The organism is Psychroflexus gondwanensis ACAM 44 (genome assembly GCF_000355905.1).
Lineage (GTDB): Bacteria > Bacteroidota > Bacteroidia > Flavobacteriales > Flavobacteriaceae > Psychroflexus > Psychroflexus gondwanensis.
Window position 1 is genome coordinate 16386 of sequence record NZ_APLF01000020.1, and the last position, 17305, is coordinate 33690.

Annotated in this window: 14 protein-coding genes and 2 pseudogenes; 14 read left to right on the plus strand and 2 right to left on the minus strand. The window is 34.8% G+C overall.

Features of this window, described 5'->3' with window-relative positions:
- Nucleotides 1-280 precede the first annotated feature (280 nt).
- On the plus strand, nucleotides 281-2539 hold the full coding sequence (locus PGOND44_RS13735) for an FUSC family protein (RefSeq protein WP_003444156.1): 2259 nt from the start codon (nucleotides 281-283) through the stop codon (nucleotides 2537-2539).
- 289 nt (nucleotides 2540-2828) lie between these two features.
- A complete protein-coding gene (locus PGOND44_RS13740) occupies nucleotides 2829-4019 on the plus strand; it encodes an MFS transporter (protein WP_003444159.1) in 1191 nt (396 codons plus the stop codon).
- 130 nt (nucleotides 4020-4149) lie between these two features.
- On the opposite strand, the pseudogene PGOND44_RS16140 reads toward PGOND44_RS13740, so the two are convergent.
- Nucleotides 4150-4266, minus strand: a pseudogene (locus PGOND44_RS16140) (IS110 family transposase); the annotation flags it as partial.
- A gap of 217 nt (nucleotides 4267-4483) precedes the next feature.
- Here PGOND44_RS16140 and PGOND44_RS13745 point away from each other — a divergent pair.
- From PGOND44_RS13745 to PGOND44_RS13790, 9 genes are all read left to right on the plus strand, one after another.
- Nucleotides 4484-4945 (plus strand): hypothetical protein, encoded by a 462-nt coding sequence (locus tag PGOND44_RS13745; protein WP_003444162.1) that lies wholly within the window; start codon nucleotides 4484-4486, stop codon nucleotides 4943-4945.
- A gap of 869 nt (nucleotides 4946-5814) precedes the next feature.
- Nucleotides 5815-6315: a DUF4175 domain-containing protein gene (locus PGOND44_RS13755; RefSeq protein ID WP_236612004.1), complete on the plus strand. Its 501-nt coding sequence runs from the start codon at nucleotides 5815-5817 to the stop codon at nucleotides 6313-6315.
- A 70-nt stretch (nucleotides 6316-6385) separates the two neighbouring features.
- On the plus strand, nucleotides 6386-6577 hold the full coding sequence (locus PGOND44_RS13760) for an SHOCT domain-containing protein (RefSeq protein WP_003444165.1): 192 nt from the start codon (nucleotides 6386-6388) through the stop codon (nucleotides 6575-6577).
- 6 nt (nucleotides 6578-6583) lie between these two features.
- A complete protein-coding gene (locus PGOND44_RS13765; protein ID WP_003444167.1) occupies nucleotides 6584-6970 on the plus strand; it encodes a DUF302 domain-containing protein in 387 nt (128 codons plus the stop codon).
- Nucleotides 6971-7019: 49 nt separating this feature from the next.
- Nucleotides 7020-7610 (plus strand): DUF3347 domain-containing protein, encoded by a 591-nt coding sequence (locus PGOND44_RS13770; RefSeq protein ID WP_003444169.1) that lies wholly within the window; start codon nucleotides 7020-7022, stop codon nucleotides 7608-7610.
- Between the two features lie 63 nt (nucleotides 7611-7673).
- On the plus strand, nucleotides 7674-8261 hold the full coding sequence (locus tag PGOND44_RS13775; protein ID WP_003444171.1) for a transposase: 588 nt from the start codon (nucleotides 7674-7676) through the stop codon (nucleotides 8259-8261).
- Nucleotides 8262-8677: 416 nt separating this feature from the next.
- Complete coding sequence (locus tag PGOND44_RS13780) at nucleotides 8678-11230, plus strand: heavy metal translocating P-type ATPase (RefSeq protein ID WP_003444172.1); 2553 nt, start codon at nucleotides 8678-8680, stop codon at nucleotides 11228-11230.
- A gap of 36 nt (nucleotides 11231-11266) precedes the next feature.
- A complete protein-coding gene (locus PGOND44_RS13785; RefSeq protein ID WP_040556205.1) occupies nucleotides 11267-11740 on the plus strand; it encodes a DUF305 domain-containing protein in 474 nt (157 codons plus the stop codon).
- Between the two features lie 308 nt (nucleotides 11741-12048).
- Nucleotides 12049-12612 carry a helix-turn-helix domain-containing protein gene (locus tag PGOND44_RS13790; protein ID WP_003444177.1) on the plus strand — a complete coding sequence of 188 codons (564 nt, stop codon included), beginning with the start codon at nucleotides 12049-12051 and terminating at the stop codon, nucleotides 12610-12612.
- A 326-nt stretch (nucleotides 12613-12938) separates the two neighbouring features.
- Here PGOND44_RS13790 and PGOND44_RS16145 read toward each other — a convergent pair.
- A pseudogene (locus PGOND44_RS16145) lies at nucleotides 12939-13168 on the minus strand (IS91 family transposase); the annotation flags it as partial.
- Nucleotides 13169-13371: 203 nt separating this feature from the next.
- Between PGOND44_RS16145 and PGOND44_RS13795 the strand changes: the two are divergent.
- The 3 genes from PGOND44_RS13795 to PGOND44_RS15960 all read left to right on the plus strand — a co-directional run.
- A complete protein-coding gene (locus tag PGOND44_RS13795) occupies nucleotides 13372-13956 on the plus strand; it encodes a hypothetical protein (protein ID WP_003444182.1) in 585 nt (194 codons plus the stop codon).
- A gap of 327 nt (nucleotides 13957-14283) precedes the next feature.
- Complete coding sequence (locus tag PGOND44_RS13800) at nucleotides 14284-16080, plus strand: AMP-dependent synthetase/ligase (protein WP_003444186.1); 1797 nt, start codon at nucleotides 14284-14286, stop codon at nucleotides 16078-16080.
- 1017 nt (nucleotides 16081-17097) lie between these two features.
- Nucleotides 17098-17305, plus strand: a 208-nt coding sequence (locus PGOND44_RS15960) for a hypothetical protein (RefSeq protein ID WP_003444188.1), incomplete at its 3' end; no start/stop codon positions are given.

Genomic DNA, 17305 nt, shown 5'->3' on the forward strand with positions numbered 1-17305 from the left:
AATTGACAAAGAAAATCATTATAACAACCAAAGGCCAAAAGATCAAGTTGACATTTCATAATCATACGCTTTAGCTGTAAAAATATGAAAAATTAAAAATAGGTAGAAGCCTTAACTCAAAAATTAAAAACAGGACATCATGCCGTATGCAAAAGGGTTTTATAACCTATATAAGGCTAGGGGTTTTTATAGTCATCGGTTGAACACCTACTAAAATTAGCTTAGTAGATAGTACTTCCCCCACAATTACCCTAACTTTACTATCAAATTTAAAAGTTTCTTGAAGGAAAAACTCAAACAACTAGAATTGTTTCTAAAAAGCACCAACTTCGACCGAGGGATTCGGCTTGGGGTGGGAATAGCTGTGCCTTTTGGTGTACTGTACTTTTTAGGGTATTTTGAATATGCATTACCAGTTGCTGTCGGTGCTTTTTTAAATGCGCCTGGGGATATTCCTGGTAGTAATAAACGTAAAGTTAATGCCGTTTTGATAAGCATTGGGCTAACCATGCTTATTACGGGCATCATCTTATTTTTAAAACCTTTTTTAGCCTTTTTGTTGTTGGCCATTACAGTTATTTCGTTTGTAGTGTCGCTCATTTCAGTGTATGGTTTTAGAGCGTCATTGGTTTCCTTTTCAGGCTTACTCTCCATGGTCATTGCCTTTGCCATTCAAAAAGAAACAGCTCATGAAATTTTGATTCAAGTTGCCTTAATGGGAGTTGGTGGTCTATGGTATTTGATTCTATCTTTTATCTTTCAAAAGATTTCCCCCAAAAAAGATCAGAATCAACTCTTGTCAGATACACTCAACCTCATTGGCGAGTACCTAAAATTAAGAGCAAAACTTTTAACCAAGAAAACGAAGCGTGACGAACGCCTTCAACAAACTTTCGTCCTTCAAAATAAAATCAACGATAAGCACGAGACACTTCGAGAAACACTGCTTACGGCGCGTAAACGTTCTGGACGTTCGAGATATGAAGAAAAGCAATTATTGATTTTCCTTTCCTCAATCAAGATTTTCGAATTGATAGAAGCTAAACATTTGGATTATAAAACGATCGATGGAATTTTTGGCGAGCGTAAAGAATTTCTAAAAGCTTCCAAAACCCTGAATAAAATCATGGGTAACCATCTCATACGCTTGTCAGAATTATTGATTCAAAATGATGAAATACCAGATAAAGAACATTTATTAAAGGCATTATCAGATGCCAACGATTCCATCTCCAATTATATCGATACCGTGAAATTACCCCAAGCGCGAGAGGGTGCTTTGGTATTGAAAAATCTATACGATTACCAAGAACAACTGCTTGAAGAGATTAAAGCTATAAGACGGGTGATGGCAAATGTCCAAGATGCCTCTAAAGTTTCTTTAAAAAGACAAAATTCGAGTCAGTTTTTAACACTTCAAGAATACAGACTGAATGTCCTTATTCAAAATTTGAGTTTCGATTCCACCATGTTTAGACATTCCTTACGCCTTAGCATTGCGATGGTCTTGGCCTATCTGCTAGGTTTTCTTTTGGATATTCAAAACACCTATTGGATTTTGCTAACCATCATTGTTATTATGCGGCCTAGCTATGGCTTAACCAAAGAACGCTCAAAAGATCGTATCATTGGAACACTCATAGGGGCTGTAGTGGCTGTTGGTATTGTGCTTATCACCCAAAATGTGGTGGTCTATTCGATATTAGCATTGGTTTCGTTGATATTTGCCTTTGCATTGATTCAACAAAATTATAAGTCTGCTGCTGCATTAATTACCATCAGTATTGTCTTCGTGTATTCCTTAATTAATCCGGATGCCTTCGAGGTCATCCAGTATCGCGTCCTGGACACCATCATTGGGGCCACTATCGCCGTTGTTGCAAACTACACCATATTTCCTAGTTGGGAAGCAAACAATCTAAAACAAGTGCTTTTGAATGCTTTAGAGATGAATAAAAAATACCTCTTAGCAACACAGGAATTGTATCAAGATCCCTCAGCAAACAAACTGTCCTATAATCTGGCAAGGAAAGACGCCTTTCTGGCGATTAGTAATTTAAATGCAGCCTTCCAAAGATTGACGCAAGATCCAAAATCGAAACAAAATGAATTCCAATTAATTTATGAAATGGTGACCCTTAACCAGACCATGATTTCTGCTATTGCGTCCATAGGTAATTTTATCATCACTCATCAAACCACACCTGCTTCGGTAGAATTCAATCTACTCATCCATAAAATCGCCAACACTTTACAGACGGCTTGTGACAGTTTGGACCATACTCAATTTAAGAAAAAGCTTACTGAAGAAACCGCGGAAGATGCACAGGAGAAGTTATTGGGCAAATACCAACATTTATCTAGAAAGCGAGATGAAAACATCAGTCAAGGCCATACTGAATTAGACACAGAAACGCTTCATGCTCTCCAAGAAGCTTATTTGATATCCAACCACATGGGCTGGTTAAAATCGCTTTCAGAAAACTTAGAAAAGGCAACTGAACGCTATCGGCATTCCATTATCGATAGACAATCGTGAAGTGATGAATGTTTTGGATATATGGTTATTCTTATCCTACCACAAAAGTGTTTATCATGCATATATTATATCATCTTTGGTTAACAAAAATTCAGAATTATACAATTCATCTATAATGTCCAAAATCAATAAACTTCAGTTGGAAATAGGCGTCATGAAACACAGTCGCAACGATTAGTTATTCTACTAGTCTTTTCGCTGGCAGGTTTGGTGAGTATGTGTTAGATTAGGCGTTTTAACGCTACATTCATTTTACGAAGGCGTTAAGTGAAATTGAATACTATTCTAAGTGAAACACTCTAAATTAATACTTCCAGTAATTGTTTTCTCTCAGTTTTGCTGCACCTCGCTTTGGTTTGCCGGAAATGGTGTTATAAACAATCTTGTTATAAATTTTGATCTTGGTGTGAGTGCTTTGGGGCACTTAACTTCAGCCGTACAATTTGGATTTATCATTGGGACTTTGATTTTCGCTATTTTGACAATTGCAGATCGCTTTTCACCTTCAAAAGTTTTTTTAGTCAGTGCTTTATTGGGATCACTCTTCAACTTAGGAGTCATATGGGAGGCAAACCATTTATTGAGTTTACTTTCACTTCGTTTCTTTACAGGCTTTTTTCTCGCGGGTATCTATCCAGTTGGGATGAAAATTGCCGCGGATTATTATGAAAAAGGACTCGGCAAGTCGCTGGGATTTTTAGTTGGCGCCTTAGTGTTGGGTACTGCATTTCCTCATTTGTTAAAAGAAATGACCCTTGTGTATTCTTGGAAATCGGTTTTGATAACAACTTCATCTCTCGGGGTTTTAGGAGGTTTGCTAATGGTTATACTGGTGCCAGATGGTCCGTTCAGAAAACAAAGCAAACGAACAGATCTATCAGCATTTTTTAGTGTATTCCGAAATATAAAATTTCGGTCTGTGGCTTTCGGATATTTTGGACACATGTGGGAGTTGTACGCTTTTTGGGCATTTGTACCCATCATGCTAAAAAAATACAGCACAGAACATCCACAAGTCATATTCAATATTCCATTATTATCATTTCTAATCATTGGAGTAGGAGCGATGGGCTGTATATTCAGCGGTTACCTCTCACAAGTTCTAGGAACCAAACGAACAGCATTTATAGCCCTTCTTTTATCCTGTGGATGTTGCCTTATTTCTCCATGGGTATTTACGAGTGAATTTGAAAGTTTCTTTCTTGGATTTCTTATTTTTTGGGGAATAGTGGTGATTGCAGATTCACCGCTTTTATCTACACTTGTTGCTCAGAATGCGCCAGCAGAGATGAAAGGCACCGCACTTACTATTGTAAATTGTATAGGGTATTCCATAACCATAATTAGCATTCAAATAATGACTATGATGATAGAACTAACCGATTCAAATAGTATTTATGTACTTTTAGCTCTAGGCCCTATTTTAGGTTTGATTGCGCTAAGACGCAAAACTGTACTTGTCCTTTCCCACAACATTTAAATCGCACCAAACCTACTAAAGCTTTTTAATATAGGTGATTTAATAACTGATGAGATCAACAAGAGAAAATTCAGTAAAACTTATACTTTAAATGTATAATTAAGGAGTTTAGATATAATCGATACTGTGTATGACTCTGTTGATTTAAGAGTTTTGCAAATTTTTTGAAGCCAGAAGGATTGTTTTTAAACTGATGATAATTACCATCGGAATCCGTGAAGTCGAAAACTAAATGGCTAATATCAATTTATTCCTCTCTTATGTTATTTCCAATTAATACATAAATGTAATAGAAATCAAACTTAAGGCGTGTATAATTAATTGCTTGGTTCTAGCCTACTTACGAATTCCAAAGCGTCGGGACTCGCAGATTTTCTAGTTCGTTTTTATTTGCTATATTAGTGCATGAGACACTCAACCAATTATACTCAAGAGCGTTGTCAGTAATTTAAAGTCAAGATAATATGAAAAATCTAATAATTGCCTTAATGATGATATCTTTCCTATTTTCCTGTCAGGAACCTGAAAACAAGTATTCAGAAACTGACATAAATACGATTGAATTCTACAATTATAAAGGTGAAAAAATATCCAAAGATGATATAATAGAAGAATGGAACAAGCGCATCCAGAAAAAAGAAAAACTTAACGTTAGTGTTAAAAGTATTGAAATTAAATATCTAAACGATGAATCTACAAACGAAGAAAAAATTGTTTTGATAGGAAATACTAATAAAAATTCCACAAAAACAGCAACTGAACTTATTAAGTATGAAAGTGGACTTAGACTTAGTGAAATGCTTGCTACTTGTTCGAATTGTGAAAATGATGATTTAAATATCGGTATTAAAGAAGGATATTGGTACTGTAAAAGTAGTAACGAAAACTCTGATTGCACCAAAATATCGACACTACAATATGATTAAAACTACTTACAACGACGCATAAAAACAACGGCGAAATTCTGTACTGAAATTAAAGTTTTCGTATTTCAAGAAAATTAATTTTAATCTGAAAAATTTGTGCATTTAAGCTAGCCTCTGTTCTTATGCTCGAGCCGCTACAGCACATTTGAAAAAAAACAACCTGAATTCAGTAATACTCGAATCAATACTTGATTGCGTTTCCACAAATTATCCAAATAATTTTATTACAGATTGGGAATTAGAATTCAATCATCAACAGGTTGAACTAAACAATAACATAGAACTTGAGTTTAAAATCAACTGAAATTTAATAAGTATTGATAATACAGACCTAACAGGTTTCAAAAACCTGTTAGGTCTAAAAGAAACCCTAATTTCCATTTTAAAAAAAAACGGATTCTCATTGATTGACAGTCCCGAAAAACAGTTGATAGAGCAAGTAAAAATTGAACTTATAAAATTACTGCAACAATTGCCTCTATATATTAACACGAAATTGTCCACCTTTCTCGAAGAAAAATTGCGAAAGGAATATTCAAAAACCAGCAAGTTGTTTTCAATACATGAAGGAATTACCATCGAATAATATTTCATCAAATTGAAAATTGAAAAAGTAAAAGAGCTCATTCAAAACCAAGAATACAATTTTACCGAAATGGGGCAATTGCTAAATTATAGTCATATCAATCATTTAAGTAGGCAATTTAAAGTCGAAACAGGATTAAGTCTTTCTCAATACAAAGCTGAACAAAGAAAGGTCAGAAACCCATTAGACCAAATTGTATTGATATAAACCAGAATTATGACACGACGCGCTGAAAATCAGTCTTATTTTTATACAAACTACAGAAAAAAATAAATAGATGATAATGAGACTATTAGTGCTGCTCTTGTTCTGTATTTCCTTAGGGGCAAATGCACAATTAACGGCAAATAAAACGGAAGAAAATAGGCAAGCTGTCCATCAGGAAATCATTTCAAACCCCGTTAAATTGACCAACTTCATCAGTGAGATTCGAAAAAATGAAGAAGCCAAACTGATATTGATGAAAGGCCACATGGAACAGATGGAGTCTGGAAATATGAAAATGATGATGGAGAAAAACCCTGAAATGCAAGAAAATATGCAAGCTCATATGCAGAAGATGATGGAGAATAATCCTGAAATGATGCAAAAGATGCATTCCAAAATGTTGGATAAAATGATGGAGAGCGTAAAGGGTCGTAAAATGTTGATGGATAAAATTCAGTCTAACGGAAAGATGAAAGAAGATATGAAAGCAAAGATGATGCAAATGATGGATCAAAACCCTGAAATGATGAAAGGAATGATGCAAAAGTTGAAGGGGAAAATGAAGAATAAAGGATAATAAATTCCCGCCTTAACTATTTAGGCAATTGTAAATAAAAATAATTAATTAACTTTAAAACGTTATCACTATGATGATGTGGTGGTGGATACTCGTTCCGGCCGTCATTGTATTAGGCGTATTTTTTTACAATGGAAGAAATAGACAGAATACCTTAAAGAGAGAAAATCCTATGGATATTCTGGACAAGCGGCTCGCTAAGGGTGAAATATCCAAAGAAGAATATGAAGAACAAAAACGAACGTTGAACACTAAAAATTAAAAAACAATGAAGTATTATTTTAATAAAACAATACAAGGTACTTTTCAAGAGGTTATCGATAAAGCCAAGAAAGGATTGAAAGAAGAAGGGTTTGGCATACTCACAGAAATCGATATAAAAGAAACCATGAAACAGAAACTCGATGTGGATTTCAAGCAGTACAAAATTCTTGGTGCCTGCAATCCGCCTTTTGCCTATAAAGCCTTGCAGGCAGAAGATAAAATAGGCACGATGTTGCCCTGTAATGTCATTGTACAGGAAATTAAAACGGACGTGATTGAAGTAGCTGCGGTCAACCCGATGGCGTCTATGCAAGCTGTAAATAATGAAAAATTGAATGACATTGCCAACGAAATAACTGCAATGCTGGAAAAAGTAATTGAAAGACTGTAAGGTCACCCTACAAATTGATAATTATAAACAGAAACTTAAATTTAAAACAATGAGTAAATTAAAATCAACATTAGGTGTAGTTGCGATAGCATTTATAACCTTAACAGCAGTGTCTTGTAAAGATGCAAACAAAAATGAAGCGCCTACACCAATGGTCAATCAAATGCATCAAGAAACAATGACTGATAGCGAAGCTATGGCAATAAATAGTAGTCAGGATTCAAAGGCTGAAGTTATTTTAAAAGACTACTTCAACCTGAAAAATGCTTTGGTAGGCGATGATAACGCAAAAGCTAAAGACTTAGGAATGGCATTGACACAATCTCTAAAATCTTTTGATGTGTCAAGTTATTCTGATACTAAGCAATCAGAATTGAAGAATATTATTATAGATGCCACAGAACACGCGGAGCACATATCAGAAAGTGATATAGCTCACCAGCGAGAACATTTCAAAATCTTAAGCAAAGACATTACAGATATGGTCGCTATTACAGGAACAAACAAGAAGTTGTACGAGCAATTTTGTCCTATGTACGATGGTGGCAGTGCTTGGTTGAGTATGGAAGAAGATATTAAAAATCCTTACTACGGTAGCCAAATGCTTAATTGCGGTAAAGTACAGCGAGAGATCAACTAAAAGCTAAGCCTAACCAGACCTAACAGGTTTTAAAAACCTGTTAGGTCTCCTAAACAACCAGCTATGAAATACCAACCCTTTGAAGCAGGGCATTTTTTCCACATCTACAACCGTGGGAATAATAAGGAGCACATTTTTCTGGAGCAGGACAATTACATTTATTTTTTGTCATTGGTAAAGAAATATTTGTTTAACAAAGGCGATGTGTATAGTTATTGTTTGTTACCTAATCATTTTCATATTCTCTTCCGCTTTAAGAAAAATGAAAAACTTCCCACAACCATAAAGGAAGGAAAGCATAAATTGTATCAACCCATTTCTAATATGTTGAACGCCTACACGAAGGCGATTAATAAAAGCAACAATAGGAGAGGTAGCCTATTCCAAGAGCATTTAAAACGGATCAAAATTACTGATGAAAACTATTTGAAAAATCTGATAATCTATATCAACACAAATCCTTCTCACCATCAGATTGCTAATTATGAAACCTATGCCTATTCTTCGTATTTATCTCTTATAAGCGAAAAAACAAGCCTCTTAAAACGAAAGGAAGTGATAGAATACTTTGATGATAAAGATAATTTTAAATCTGTTCTCGCATCAAGAAGAATGGATACTGAAGGTATGGAAGATATTGTATTAGAATAATATCAAGATGAAAAGCCTAACAGGTTTTGAAACCTGTTAAGTTTGCTTCTGTTAAAAAAATTGAGACAAAATGAAACACACTCACACGTTCAGACCTAACAGGTTTTTGAAACCTGTTAAGTTTGCTTCTGTTAAAAAAAATTGAGACAAAATGAAACACACTCACACGTTCAGACCTAACAGGTTTTTGAAACCTGTTAAGTTTGCTTCTGTTAAAAAAATTGAGATAAAATGAAACACACTCACACGTTCAGACCTAACAGGTTTTTGAAACCTGTTAGGTCTAGTTCAAACAAATAATAACGATAAGTTTTATCTCAAATGATTCAATTTTGAACATAATATAAATTGATGCAAGACTTGTAAACTTAGAAAGCATTAAGTCTAAAGTCAGAAGTCATACGCTAAAAAAAACAATGAAACACACTTATCACATACAAGGTATGACCTGCAATGGATGCAGAAATCACGTAGAAGAAACGCTCTCTAAAGTAGAAGGAGTTTCCAACGCAAGGGTTAATTTAGAACAAGAAGAAGCTACAATTGAAACGGAATCACACATTCCTATTGAGACCTTTCAAAAAGTGCTTCAGGAGGATGGCGATAACTATAGTATCCATAAAAATCCCCTCCCAGCCTCCCCAAAGGGGAGGAGAAAAAACAAAGATAAGAGCAAGAGTGAGAAAAGCCCCCTTCGGGGGATGGGAGGCTCCTTTTACTGTCCCATGCACTGCGAAGGCGACAGAACCTACAACAAACCTGGCGACTGTCCTGTTTGCGGAATGGATCTCGTAGAAGAGCAGTCCCCCCTCCTTGGGAGGGGGTTAGGGGGAGGATTTACTTGCCCCATGCATCCAGAGGTTACAAAAGACGAAGCAGGCTCTTGTCCGATCTGCGGAATGGATTTAGTGCCGATGCAAGCAGACGTCTCTGCAGAAGAGAAAACCTATCAGAAACTATTGAAGAAATTTTGGATTGCAACAGTATTTACATTGCCAATCTTCCTGATCGCTATGAGCGAGATGCTTTCCAATAATCCATTATATGATGTCCTGGAACAAAAACAGTGGAATTGGATTCAATTTGGTTTATCTATTCCAGTGGTTTTTTATGCCACTTGGATGTTTTTTGAACGTGCTTATAAAAGTATCACAACTTGGAATCTCAATATGTTCACCCTTATTGGTATTGGTGCTGGTGTGGCTTGGTTATTCAGTGTGTTTGGGATGTTCTTTCCCGATATTTTCCCAGATCAATTCAAAGCTGAGTCTGGAGCAGTACACGTGTATTTTGAAGCTGCAACCGTTATTTTGACACTAGTGCTTTTAGGACAACTCCTCGAAGCAAGAGCGCATAGCAAAACCAATTCAGCAGTAAAAGAATTACTGAAGTTAGCTCCAAACAAAGCCATAAAAATAGTGGAGGGAGAAGAAGTTGAAGTGAGTATAGATAAGATAGAATTGGACGACATTCTGAAAGTAAAACCAGGCGATAAAATTCCTGTGGATGGAGTGATTACCGAAGGAGATACTAGTATAGACGAATCTATGATTACTGGAGAGCCTATTCCTGTAGACAAAGCTAAAGGTGATAAAGTGAGTAGCGGTACCATCAACGGTAACCAATCCTTTTTGATGAAAGCTAAAAAGGTTGGGAGCGATACCTTACTGTCTCAAATTATCCACATGGTTAACAATGCCAGTCGAAGTCGTGCACCAATCCAAAATTTAGCTGATAAAGTTTCGGGCTACTTTGTGCCAGTTGTGGTCTTAATTTCCTTAATAACCTTTATAGTTTGGGCAATTTGGGGTCCTGAGCCCGTTTATGTGTATGCGTTTGTGAATGCTATTGCAGTGCTTATTATTGCCTGTCCGTGTGCCTTAGGACTAGCTACACCTATGTCTGTTATGGTAGGTGTGGGTAAAGGTGCTCAAAATGGTGTACTGATTAAAAATGCTGAAGCTCTTGAAAAAATGGACAAGGTAGATACCTTGATTATCGATAAAACAGGAACGATTACGGAAGGAAAACCAACTGTAGAAAAAATAGGTTCATTTACTGATGACCAAGCCAACAGTGAAAGAGGTTTTAATGAAAGTAAAGTGCTTCAATACATCGTGTCGTTAAACAGCAATAGCGAACATCCTTTAGCAGAAGCAACTGTGAAATATGGTAAAGAGCAAAATGCTCAAATGATAAAGTCAGATGGATTTAGTGCAGTCACAGGCAAAGGGGTACAAGCTACTATAAATGACAAAAAAGTTGCTTTAGGAAATCCTAAAATGATGGCTTATGCCAATGTTGAAATTGACTCGCAGATGCAAGAAGAGGCCAAAACTTATCAAAAACAAGGAAAAACCGTTTCTTATTTGGCAGTCGATAAAAGGGTAGTGGGTTATGTCGTTATCGGTGATAAAATAAAAGCCACCAGTGCAAAGGCGATTAAGGAGCTACAAGACAAAGGCGTTGCAGTCATTATGTTAACGGGAGATAATCACGATACTGCTCAAGCAGTAGCATTAGAACTTAGTCTTGCTAATTTTAAAGCCAGTATGTTACCAGAAGATAAATTGAAAGAAGTTGAGAAGCTACAAGACCAAGGGAAAGTAGTTGCAATGGCTGGTGATGGGATAAATGATGCCCCAGCATTGGCAAAAAGTGATGTTGGTATTGCCATGGGAACAGGAACCGATGTGGCTATTGAAAGTGCCATGATTACCTTAGTCAAAGGCGATCTCCACGGGATTGTGAAAGCAAAAAATTTGAGTCACGCCGTGATGAGAAACATCAAGCAGAATCTGTTCTTTGCACTCATCTATAATACGGTAGGTATACCCATTGCCGCAGGGGTGTTATTTCCAGTTTTCGGGATTCTGCTCTCACCTATGATTGCAGCATTGGCGATGAGCTTTAGTTCAGTTTCAGTGATAGGAAATGCACTGAGACTAAAAACAAAAACAATCAATTAGTAACTAAAATCAACAAAAATGGAAAGCAAAGCCGAGATGGATCAGGATTCAAAAAAGAAAAATAACTACACCAAATTTGTAGGAATGCTCGCTGCCTCCTTTGTGGCAATGTATGTTACGATGTATCTAAATACCTATGCCATCGATCACGTGTATTTCAGTTTGACTCGATTTTATATGAGTTGTCTGGGTATTTCTGCAATGGCAATCATTATGTACGTGGCAATGCGTGGAATGTATCAAAATAAAAAGAAGAATATTGCCATTATTGTTGGTAGTATCGCTCTCTTTTTAGCTGCTTTAGGACTGGTACGCATACAAGCACCTATTATTGGCGATGTATTATGGATGAAGGCGATGATTCCGCACCATTCTATTGCAATTTTAACCAGTGAACGAGCAGATATTCAAGATCCAGAAGTAAAGCAATTGGCTAAAGACATCATCAAGGCACAGCGAATGGAAATTGAAGAGATGAAACAAATGATTAAAAGGTTAGAGGCTGAATAATTTGAATGCTTGAGTGAAATATCTAATAGTGTGATGTGATAGGTAGATTAATTACCCCAGATATCACCGTTTATTAAAGCATGATTTTAATGTTAAGACTTTTAAGAAGATAAAAAGTTCTTATATTGGATATTTAATAAAATGGATAACACAACTTGTTTTGTTATCTCAATGTTGTTGCCTCCAATTAAAAAAACTCAACAATATCAACAGATTGACGAAAATGTCATAAAAATGTCGCAAACAAACCGTTATCAAAATGATAGATTCATAAGTAGTTTTGTCAGAACAATAAACCAAAATTAATTATGAACGTAATCGGAAAAAAAATTAGAGAAGTAAGAAAGAAAAAAGGACTATCTCAAGAGGAGTTGGCTGAATCTGCAAAAGTGAATTTAAGAACAATTCAAAGGATTGAAAACAACGACAGTGAACCTCGTGGAAAAACCCTGAATTTAATTTGTGAAGTTCTTGACATAAATGCAGAAGACATTTTAGATTACGGAAAACAAGAGGACAAAAGTTATCTAATAATTTTTCATCTTTCAGTAATAGTATTTTTAGCTATTCCAGTTGGAAATATAATTCTTCCTCTGATTTTATGGATGAACAAAAAAGATAAGATAATTGGATTAAAAGAAGTCGGAGCAAATCTTTTGAATTTTCAAATAGTTTGGTCAGTTTTAACTTTTATTTCAATAACTACTTTTGCGTTGTTTAAAATAATGCATTACGGGACTTATGAAATTCTATTTTATGTGTTTATCGGACTTTACGCTTTGAATATAATATTGCCGATATTATTTGCTATTAAAACGAATAATGGAAATACCGAAAAACTTTATCCGAACATAATAAAACTGATAAAATAACTGGTGGCAATACCTAAGCATATGGCGTGCCGATAGGCCAAGGACTGCCTGCCAAGGCACTACAGGCAGGCTCAGTGGAGTCCGCTATATGCTTTGTTGACTGATCCGGGATTTTTAAATAAGGGGGAATTCGATAAGTTGGCATCGGCTTTAAAAATAATCAGCTGCGGTTTTAGATCCGTTTAATTCCCCTTTTTATTCAGTTGGTTATCTAAATAAAGCTGCTTTTTAGGGAGATCACGCTTTTTTTATGTGAGAATCTGCTATTTTTATCAGTTTCCTTCATTTTGGGCACTAGTAAGTCAAGGCTCTTTTTAGAATCGTTATTAATATTTGTATTCCAGTAGTTTATCCTTTATAATTTGTTTGTAATCCTTTGGTGGACCGCGACTATCAAAGGTGAAAAGTGTGATCAATGTCACTTTTAAACAATGTATGCCAAGTTTTTATCTGCTAATTGCAGTTGCAATATCGGATCTCTACTTTTTTGCCAACTACTACTTAAAAACCCATAAAGCCTTATTTGAGTAAAGCCTTGGAGATGAATATGGACTTGCATAACCATTTAGGAACTGATTACCGATAATTTTAATTCCTAGTCTACTTACCTTATCCATAGCATAATGTGAATAGACTGTGTTGATCTTAAAAAAAGCGGTTTTACTTATGGCGTGAATTTGAACAAGCCAATTTTTTTTAAATCAATCACATTCAAAACCAATATTTGTAAAAAACAAACCCTAAAATGTCCTAAAAATAATGGCCAAAAGATTATTAGCTTTAAAGGCCTCAATTTTTAGGGCTAACATTGGCATTCATAAAAAAAGAGATATCATGAAACAATTGACGCTCATAGCAACATTTCTACTTTATCCGACTCTATCAGCTTATGCATGTGACTGCGAATGTCTTGACGACTGTTCATTTAGTGTCGTTTCAAAAACCAGCATTTTTGTGGCTTTAGTCAAGGTGATCTCATATAATGACTACCTGGGCGATGATATCATGGGATATGAAGGAAAAATGCCTTATTCAATGACTGTCGAGATAATCAAAAAATACAAAGGCTCTGAAACAAGGGAGACTATTAAAATATGGGGAGATGATGGAAAGGAATGTCGGCCGTACATTGCTAATTTCAAAATCGGTGAATACTACTTGATCGCTCCAAGTGTCCTTGGTGACAACAAACTGAAAAATGAAAGCTCAACTGACTACGACTTTTTCAGTTGCTCGACTGACTATTTAAAATTCGATATGGAAAAAGAAATTGCTTACGGAGAATACTCAAAAAAGAAAGATGAAATAAAGCTTTCTGACTTTGAAAAAGAAATAAAAAAATAGCGAAATACCAACAAAGAACTGAAGTAAAAAACAACTCTTTTCTACTTTAATGTGAAACACTAGTAGTCTAGACTTGGAGATTTACATTCTTGATTCTTTGAGTTTTGTTGTTGTGTTTTTCGAGACCCGAGCAATAGCGTACAGGAAAAGCAAATACATGACTAATTTTTATAAAAATGGATACGTTTGCTCGGAGAACAAACAAAACTACTGTAGCAACGCAGTGGTTTTTATATCCCGCTTACCTTCTCCAATCGCAGTAAATCTTTGTAACTTTGAGCCACTACAATACCTAAGGTTTTAAAATATAAAAAGCTAAACTATAAAATGGAAGATAATCACATTGGCATAGAAATAAGAAACAAAGTACTGCAATATCAAGGTGAAAATTCAATTTATTACAAGGATAATAAATTGAATGCATGGGTTGGAATTTCATGGACAGATTTTGGCGACAAAATTCAAAACCTGTCAAAAGCATTATTGAATTATGGAATAAAAGAACATCAAAATATTGCCATATTCGCTGAAAACATGCCCGACTGGATTATAGCCGATATTGCCATAATGAGCATCAGAGGGGTGACAGTTCCTATTTATGCAACAAATTCACAGAACGAGGTTGAATATATTGTAAACGATGCTGAAATTAATTTGGTTTTTGTGGGTGGTCAGGCAGAATATGATAAAGCACTGCAAATTTCAAAAACCAATAGCAACTTAAAATACATAGTTAGTCTTTGCGAAGACATAAAAATCGAGAACAACGAAAACTCAATTCATTTAAATGATTTTTTGGTTTTAAAAATGAATGAAACCATTGAAACAGAGCTTCAAAAAAGATATTACGAATGCGAATCAACCGATTTGGCAAGTATTATTTATACTTCAGGTACTACCGGAGAACCAAAAGGAGTCATGCTGGATCATACAAACTTTATGCAGTCATTAGTAGCGCACGATTTTGAATTAGATGTTTCAGAAAAAGATTCTTCATTAAGTTTTTTACCATTGAGTCATATTTATGAGAGAAGCTGGGTTTTCTTTTGTTTGCATCGAGGCATAAAAGTATATTTCAACCAAAATCCGAAGTTAATCGCCGAGGTATTAAAAGAGGTAAAACCTACAGTGATGTGCACAGTTCCTCGTATTTTCGAGAAGATTTATGCTGCAATTCAAGATAAAAGGAAAGAAGCTTCGCCTACCAAAATGAAATTAGCCAGCTGGGCTTTGGGTATTGGAAACGCTTATTTCAACAAATACAAACGAAACGATATAAAAGTACCATTAGCTTTAAAGTTGAAACACAAAATTGCAGATAAATTAGTGTTGAGCAAATTGAGAGAAGTTTTTGGTGGCCGCATAAAATTTATGCCTTGCGGAGGAGCGCCTTTAGCTCCGGATATGGTATCTTTTTTTCATTCTTTTGGTTTAAATATCAAATGTGGCTACGGTTTAACTGAAACTACAGCAACCGTCTCGCTATTTGGATATAAGCATTTCGAATTTAATTCTGCAGGAAAAGCAATTCACGGCACTCAAATAAAAATAGGAGAAAACGATGAAATTTTAGTAAAAGGACCTAGCTTAATGAAAGGCTATTATAAAAAACCAAAAGAAACTGCCGACGTTTTTGAAGACGGTTGGTTTAAAACTGGTGATGCTGGAAAGATGGATGAAAAAGGGAACTTAATCATTACAGACAGAATAAAAGATTTAATGAAAACGTCTGGCGGAAAATATATTGCCCCTCAAAAATTAGAATTGGCATTGATAAACGATGCTTTTATAGAACAAATTTCAGTAATAGGTGACCAACAGAAGTATGTAACCGCATTGGCCGTTCCGAGTTTTGAGAATTTAAAAAAATATGCTATTGAACATAAAATTGCCTACGAGGATATTGAAGAATTGATTAATCAAAGTCAAATTAAAGAGATGTTTGAAAAACGAATTGAAGCCTTGCAAAAAGATTTTTCGGTTTTTGAAAAAATTAAAAAATTTAGCTTGTTACCTAAAGAATTTAGTATCGAAGCGGGAGAAATTACAGCAACTTTAAAGCTAAAACGAAAAGTCATTCAGAAAAAATACAAGGGGATTATAGATAAAATGTATAACGAGTAAAATGTCATAAACCAACTGATTACTATAGTCTTGTCAAGACTATGAACATTAAGAAACTTTTGTTTATTCAAAAGATTCACAAATTTTAGAATCCTTTTTGAAGTTATCTGACATTTAGGGATTTTTTGCAAATGAATGGACAAGACTCTTGTGGAGTGAAATCGAATATCAAAAAGACGAGGAAATATTAACAATAAGACGGGAATAAAAACCTGCTACACCAAAGAATTGAGTTAAAAAACAACTCTTTTCTACTTTAATTTAAAACACTAGTAGTCTAGGCTCACGGATTCATAAAACTTCTTTGAGTTTTTTTAATTGATTTTACTTCTACCTATCTAAACAAAACAGAAATTTTCAACCTTATAACCAGGGGTGAGACCAACGGGTTTCCAAAAAACCGTTGGTCTCACCCTTGGTTTTCCAATCCAAGGCCATTGTAGAGCCATTGGGAGCCATTAACTAGCTATTGAGTTGCCCATAAGTAGCTATAAAACAGATTTTAATATGTGTTTGGAGGTTATTCTTAAAGCATTTATAATAGAGCGTATCCTAATATTGTGATTTGAGAGATAGATTGATTACATCCGAGATTTAAAGGAAATTATTAACAAATTTTTTAATAATCAAATAATTTTTAAAAACTAAATCTGATTTTCTAAGATCAATTTGATGAAAAAGAAATATATTTAAGTATTCTTTGTAACACTGGAGCAGATAATTATGAATTATCTGAAGAAGAATTAGAAAAAGTCGCAGGTGTTGTAACTACTCCTGTTTGTTTTGGTATTGCTGTTTATGTTGTATGTGAATTTCTTGATGGTGTTGCAGAAGGTATCAGTAATAGGGTAAAATAATATTTAAACAAATAAATAGTAAAATGGAAAAAAATAATAATCGTAAACTAAAGTGGATTTTAATGCTTTTATTAGGTATTGTAATTGGTTATTTTCTTGACGGCGTTGCAGAAGGTATCAGTAATAGATTACAATAATATTTAAACAAATAAATAGTAAAATGGAACAGAATAATAATCGTAAACTAAAGTGGATTTTATTGATAATTATGGGATTACTATCAGCTTTCACTTTTATTGAGCTTTCAACTGATGGCTATAAAGAACTTGCTATATATATCAAATGGGGAGGAGTATTTTTTTCAATTCTTGTTATATGTTACGGTATATACTTACTATTAAAAAAAAAGCAATGTAAATTAAGAATAT

Bases quoted from the DNA above. Each gene is read 5' to 3' on its own strand.
- PGOND44_RS13745 (WP_003444162.1), top strand. From the start codon at position 4,484: ATGAAAAATCTAATAATTGCCTTAATGATGATATCTTTCCTATTTTCC.
- PGOND44_RS13755 (WP_236612004.1), top strand. From the start codon at position 5,815: ATGAGACTATTAGTGCTGCTCTTGTTCTGTATTTCCTTAGGGGCAAAT.
- PGOND44_RS13760 (WP_003444165.1), top strand. From the start codon at position 6,386: ATGATGATGTGGTGGTGGATACTCGTTCCGGCCGTCATTGTATTAGGC.
- PGOND44_RS13765 (WP_003444167.1), top strand. From the start codon at position 6,584: ATGAAGTATTATTTTAATAAAACAATACAAGGTACTTTTCAAGAGGTT.
- PGOND44_RS13770 (WP_003444169.1), top strand. From the start codon at position 7,020: ATGAGTAAATTAAAATCAACATTAGGTGTAGTTGCGATAGCATTTATA.
- PGOND44_RS13775 (WP_003444171.1), top strand. From the start codon at position 7,674: ATGAAATACCAACCCTTTGAAGCAGGGCATTTTTTCCACATCTACAAC.
- PGOND44_RS13780 (WP_003444172.1), top strand. From the start codon at position 8,678: ATGAAACACACTTATCACATACAAGGTATGACCTGCAATGGATGCAGA.
- PGOND44_RS13785 (WP_040556205.1), top strand. From the start codon at position 11,267: ATGGATCAGGATTCAAAAAAGAAAAATAACTACACCAAATTTGTAGGA.
- PGOND44_RS13790 (WP_003444177.1), top strand. From the start codon at position 12,049: ATGAACGTAATCGGAAAAAAAATTAGAGAAGTAAGAAAGAAAAAAGGA.
- PGOND44_RS13795 (WP_003444182.1), top strand. From the start codon at position 13,372: ATGGCCAAAAGATTATTAGCTTTAAAGGCCTCAATTTTTAGGGCTAAC.
- PGOND44_RS13800 (WP_003444186.1), top strand. From the start codon at position 14,284: ATGGAAGATAATCACATTGGCATAGAAATAAGAAACAAAGTACTGCAA.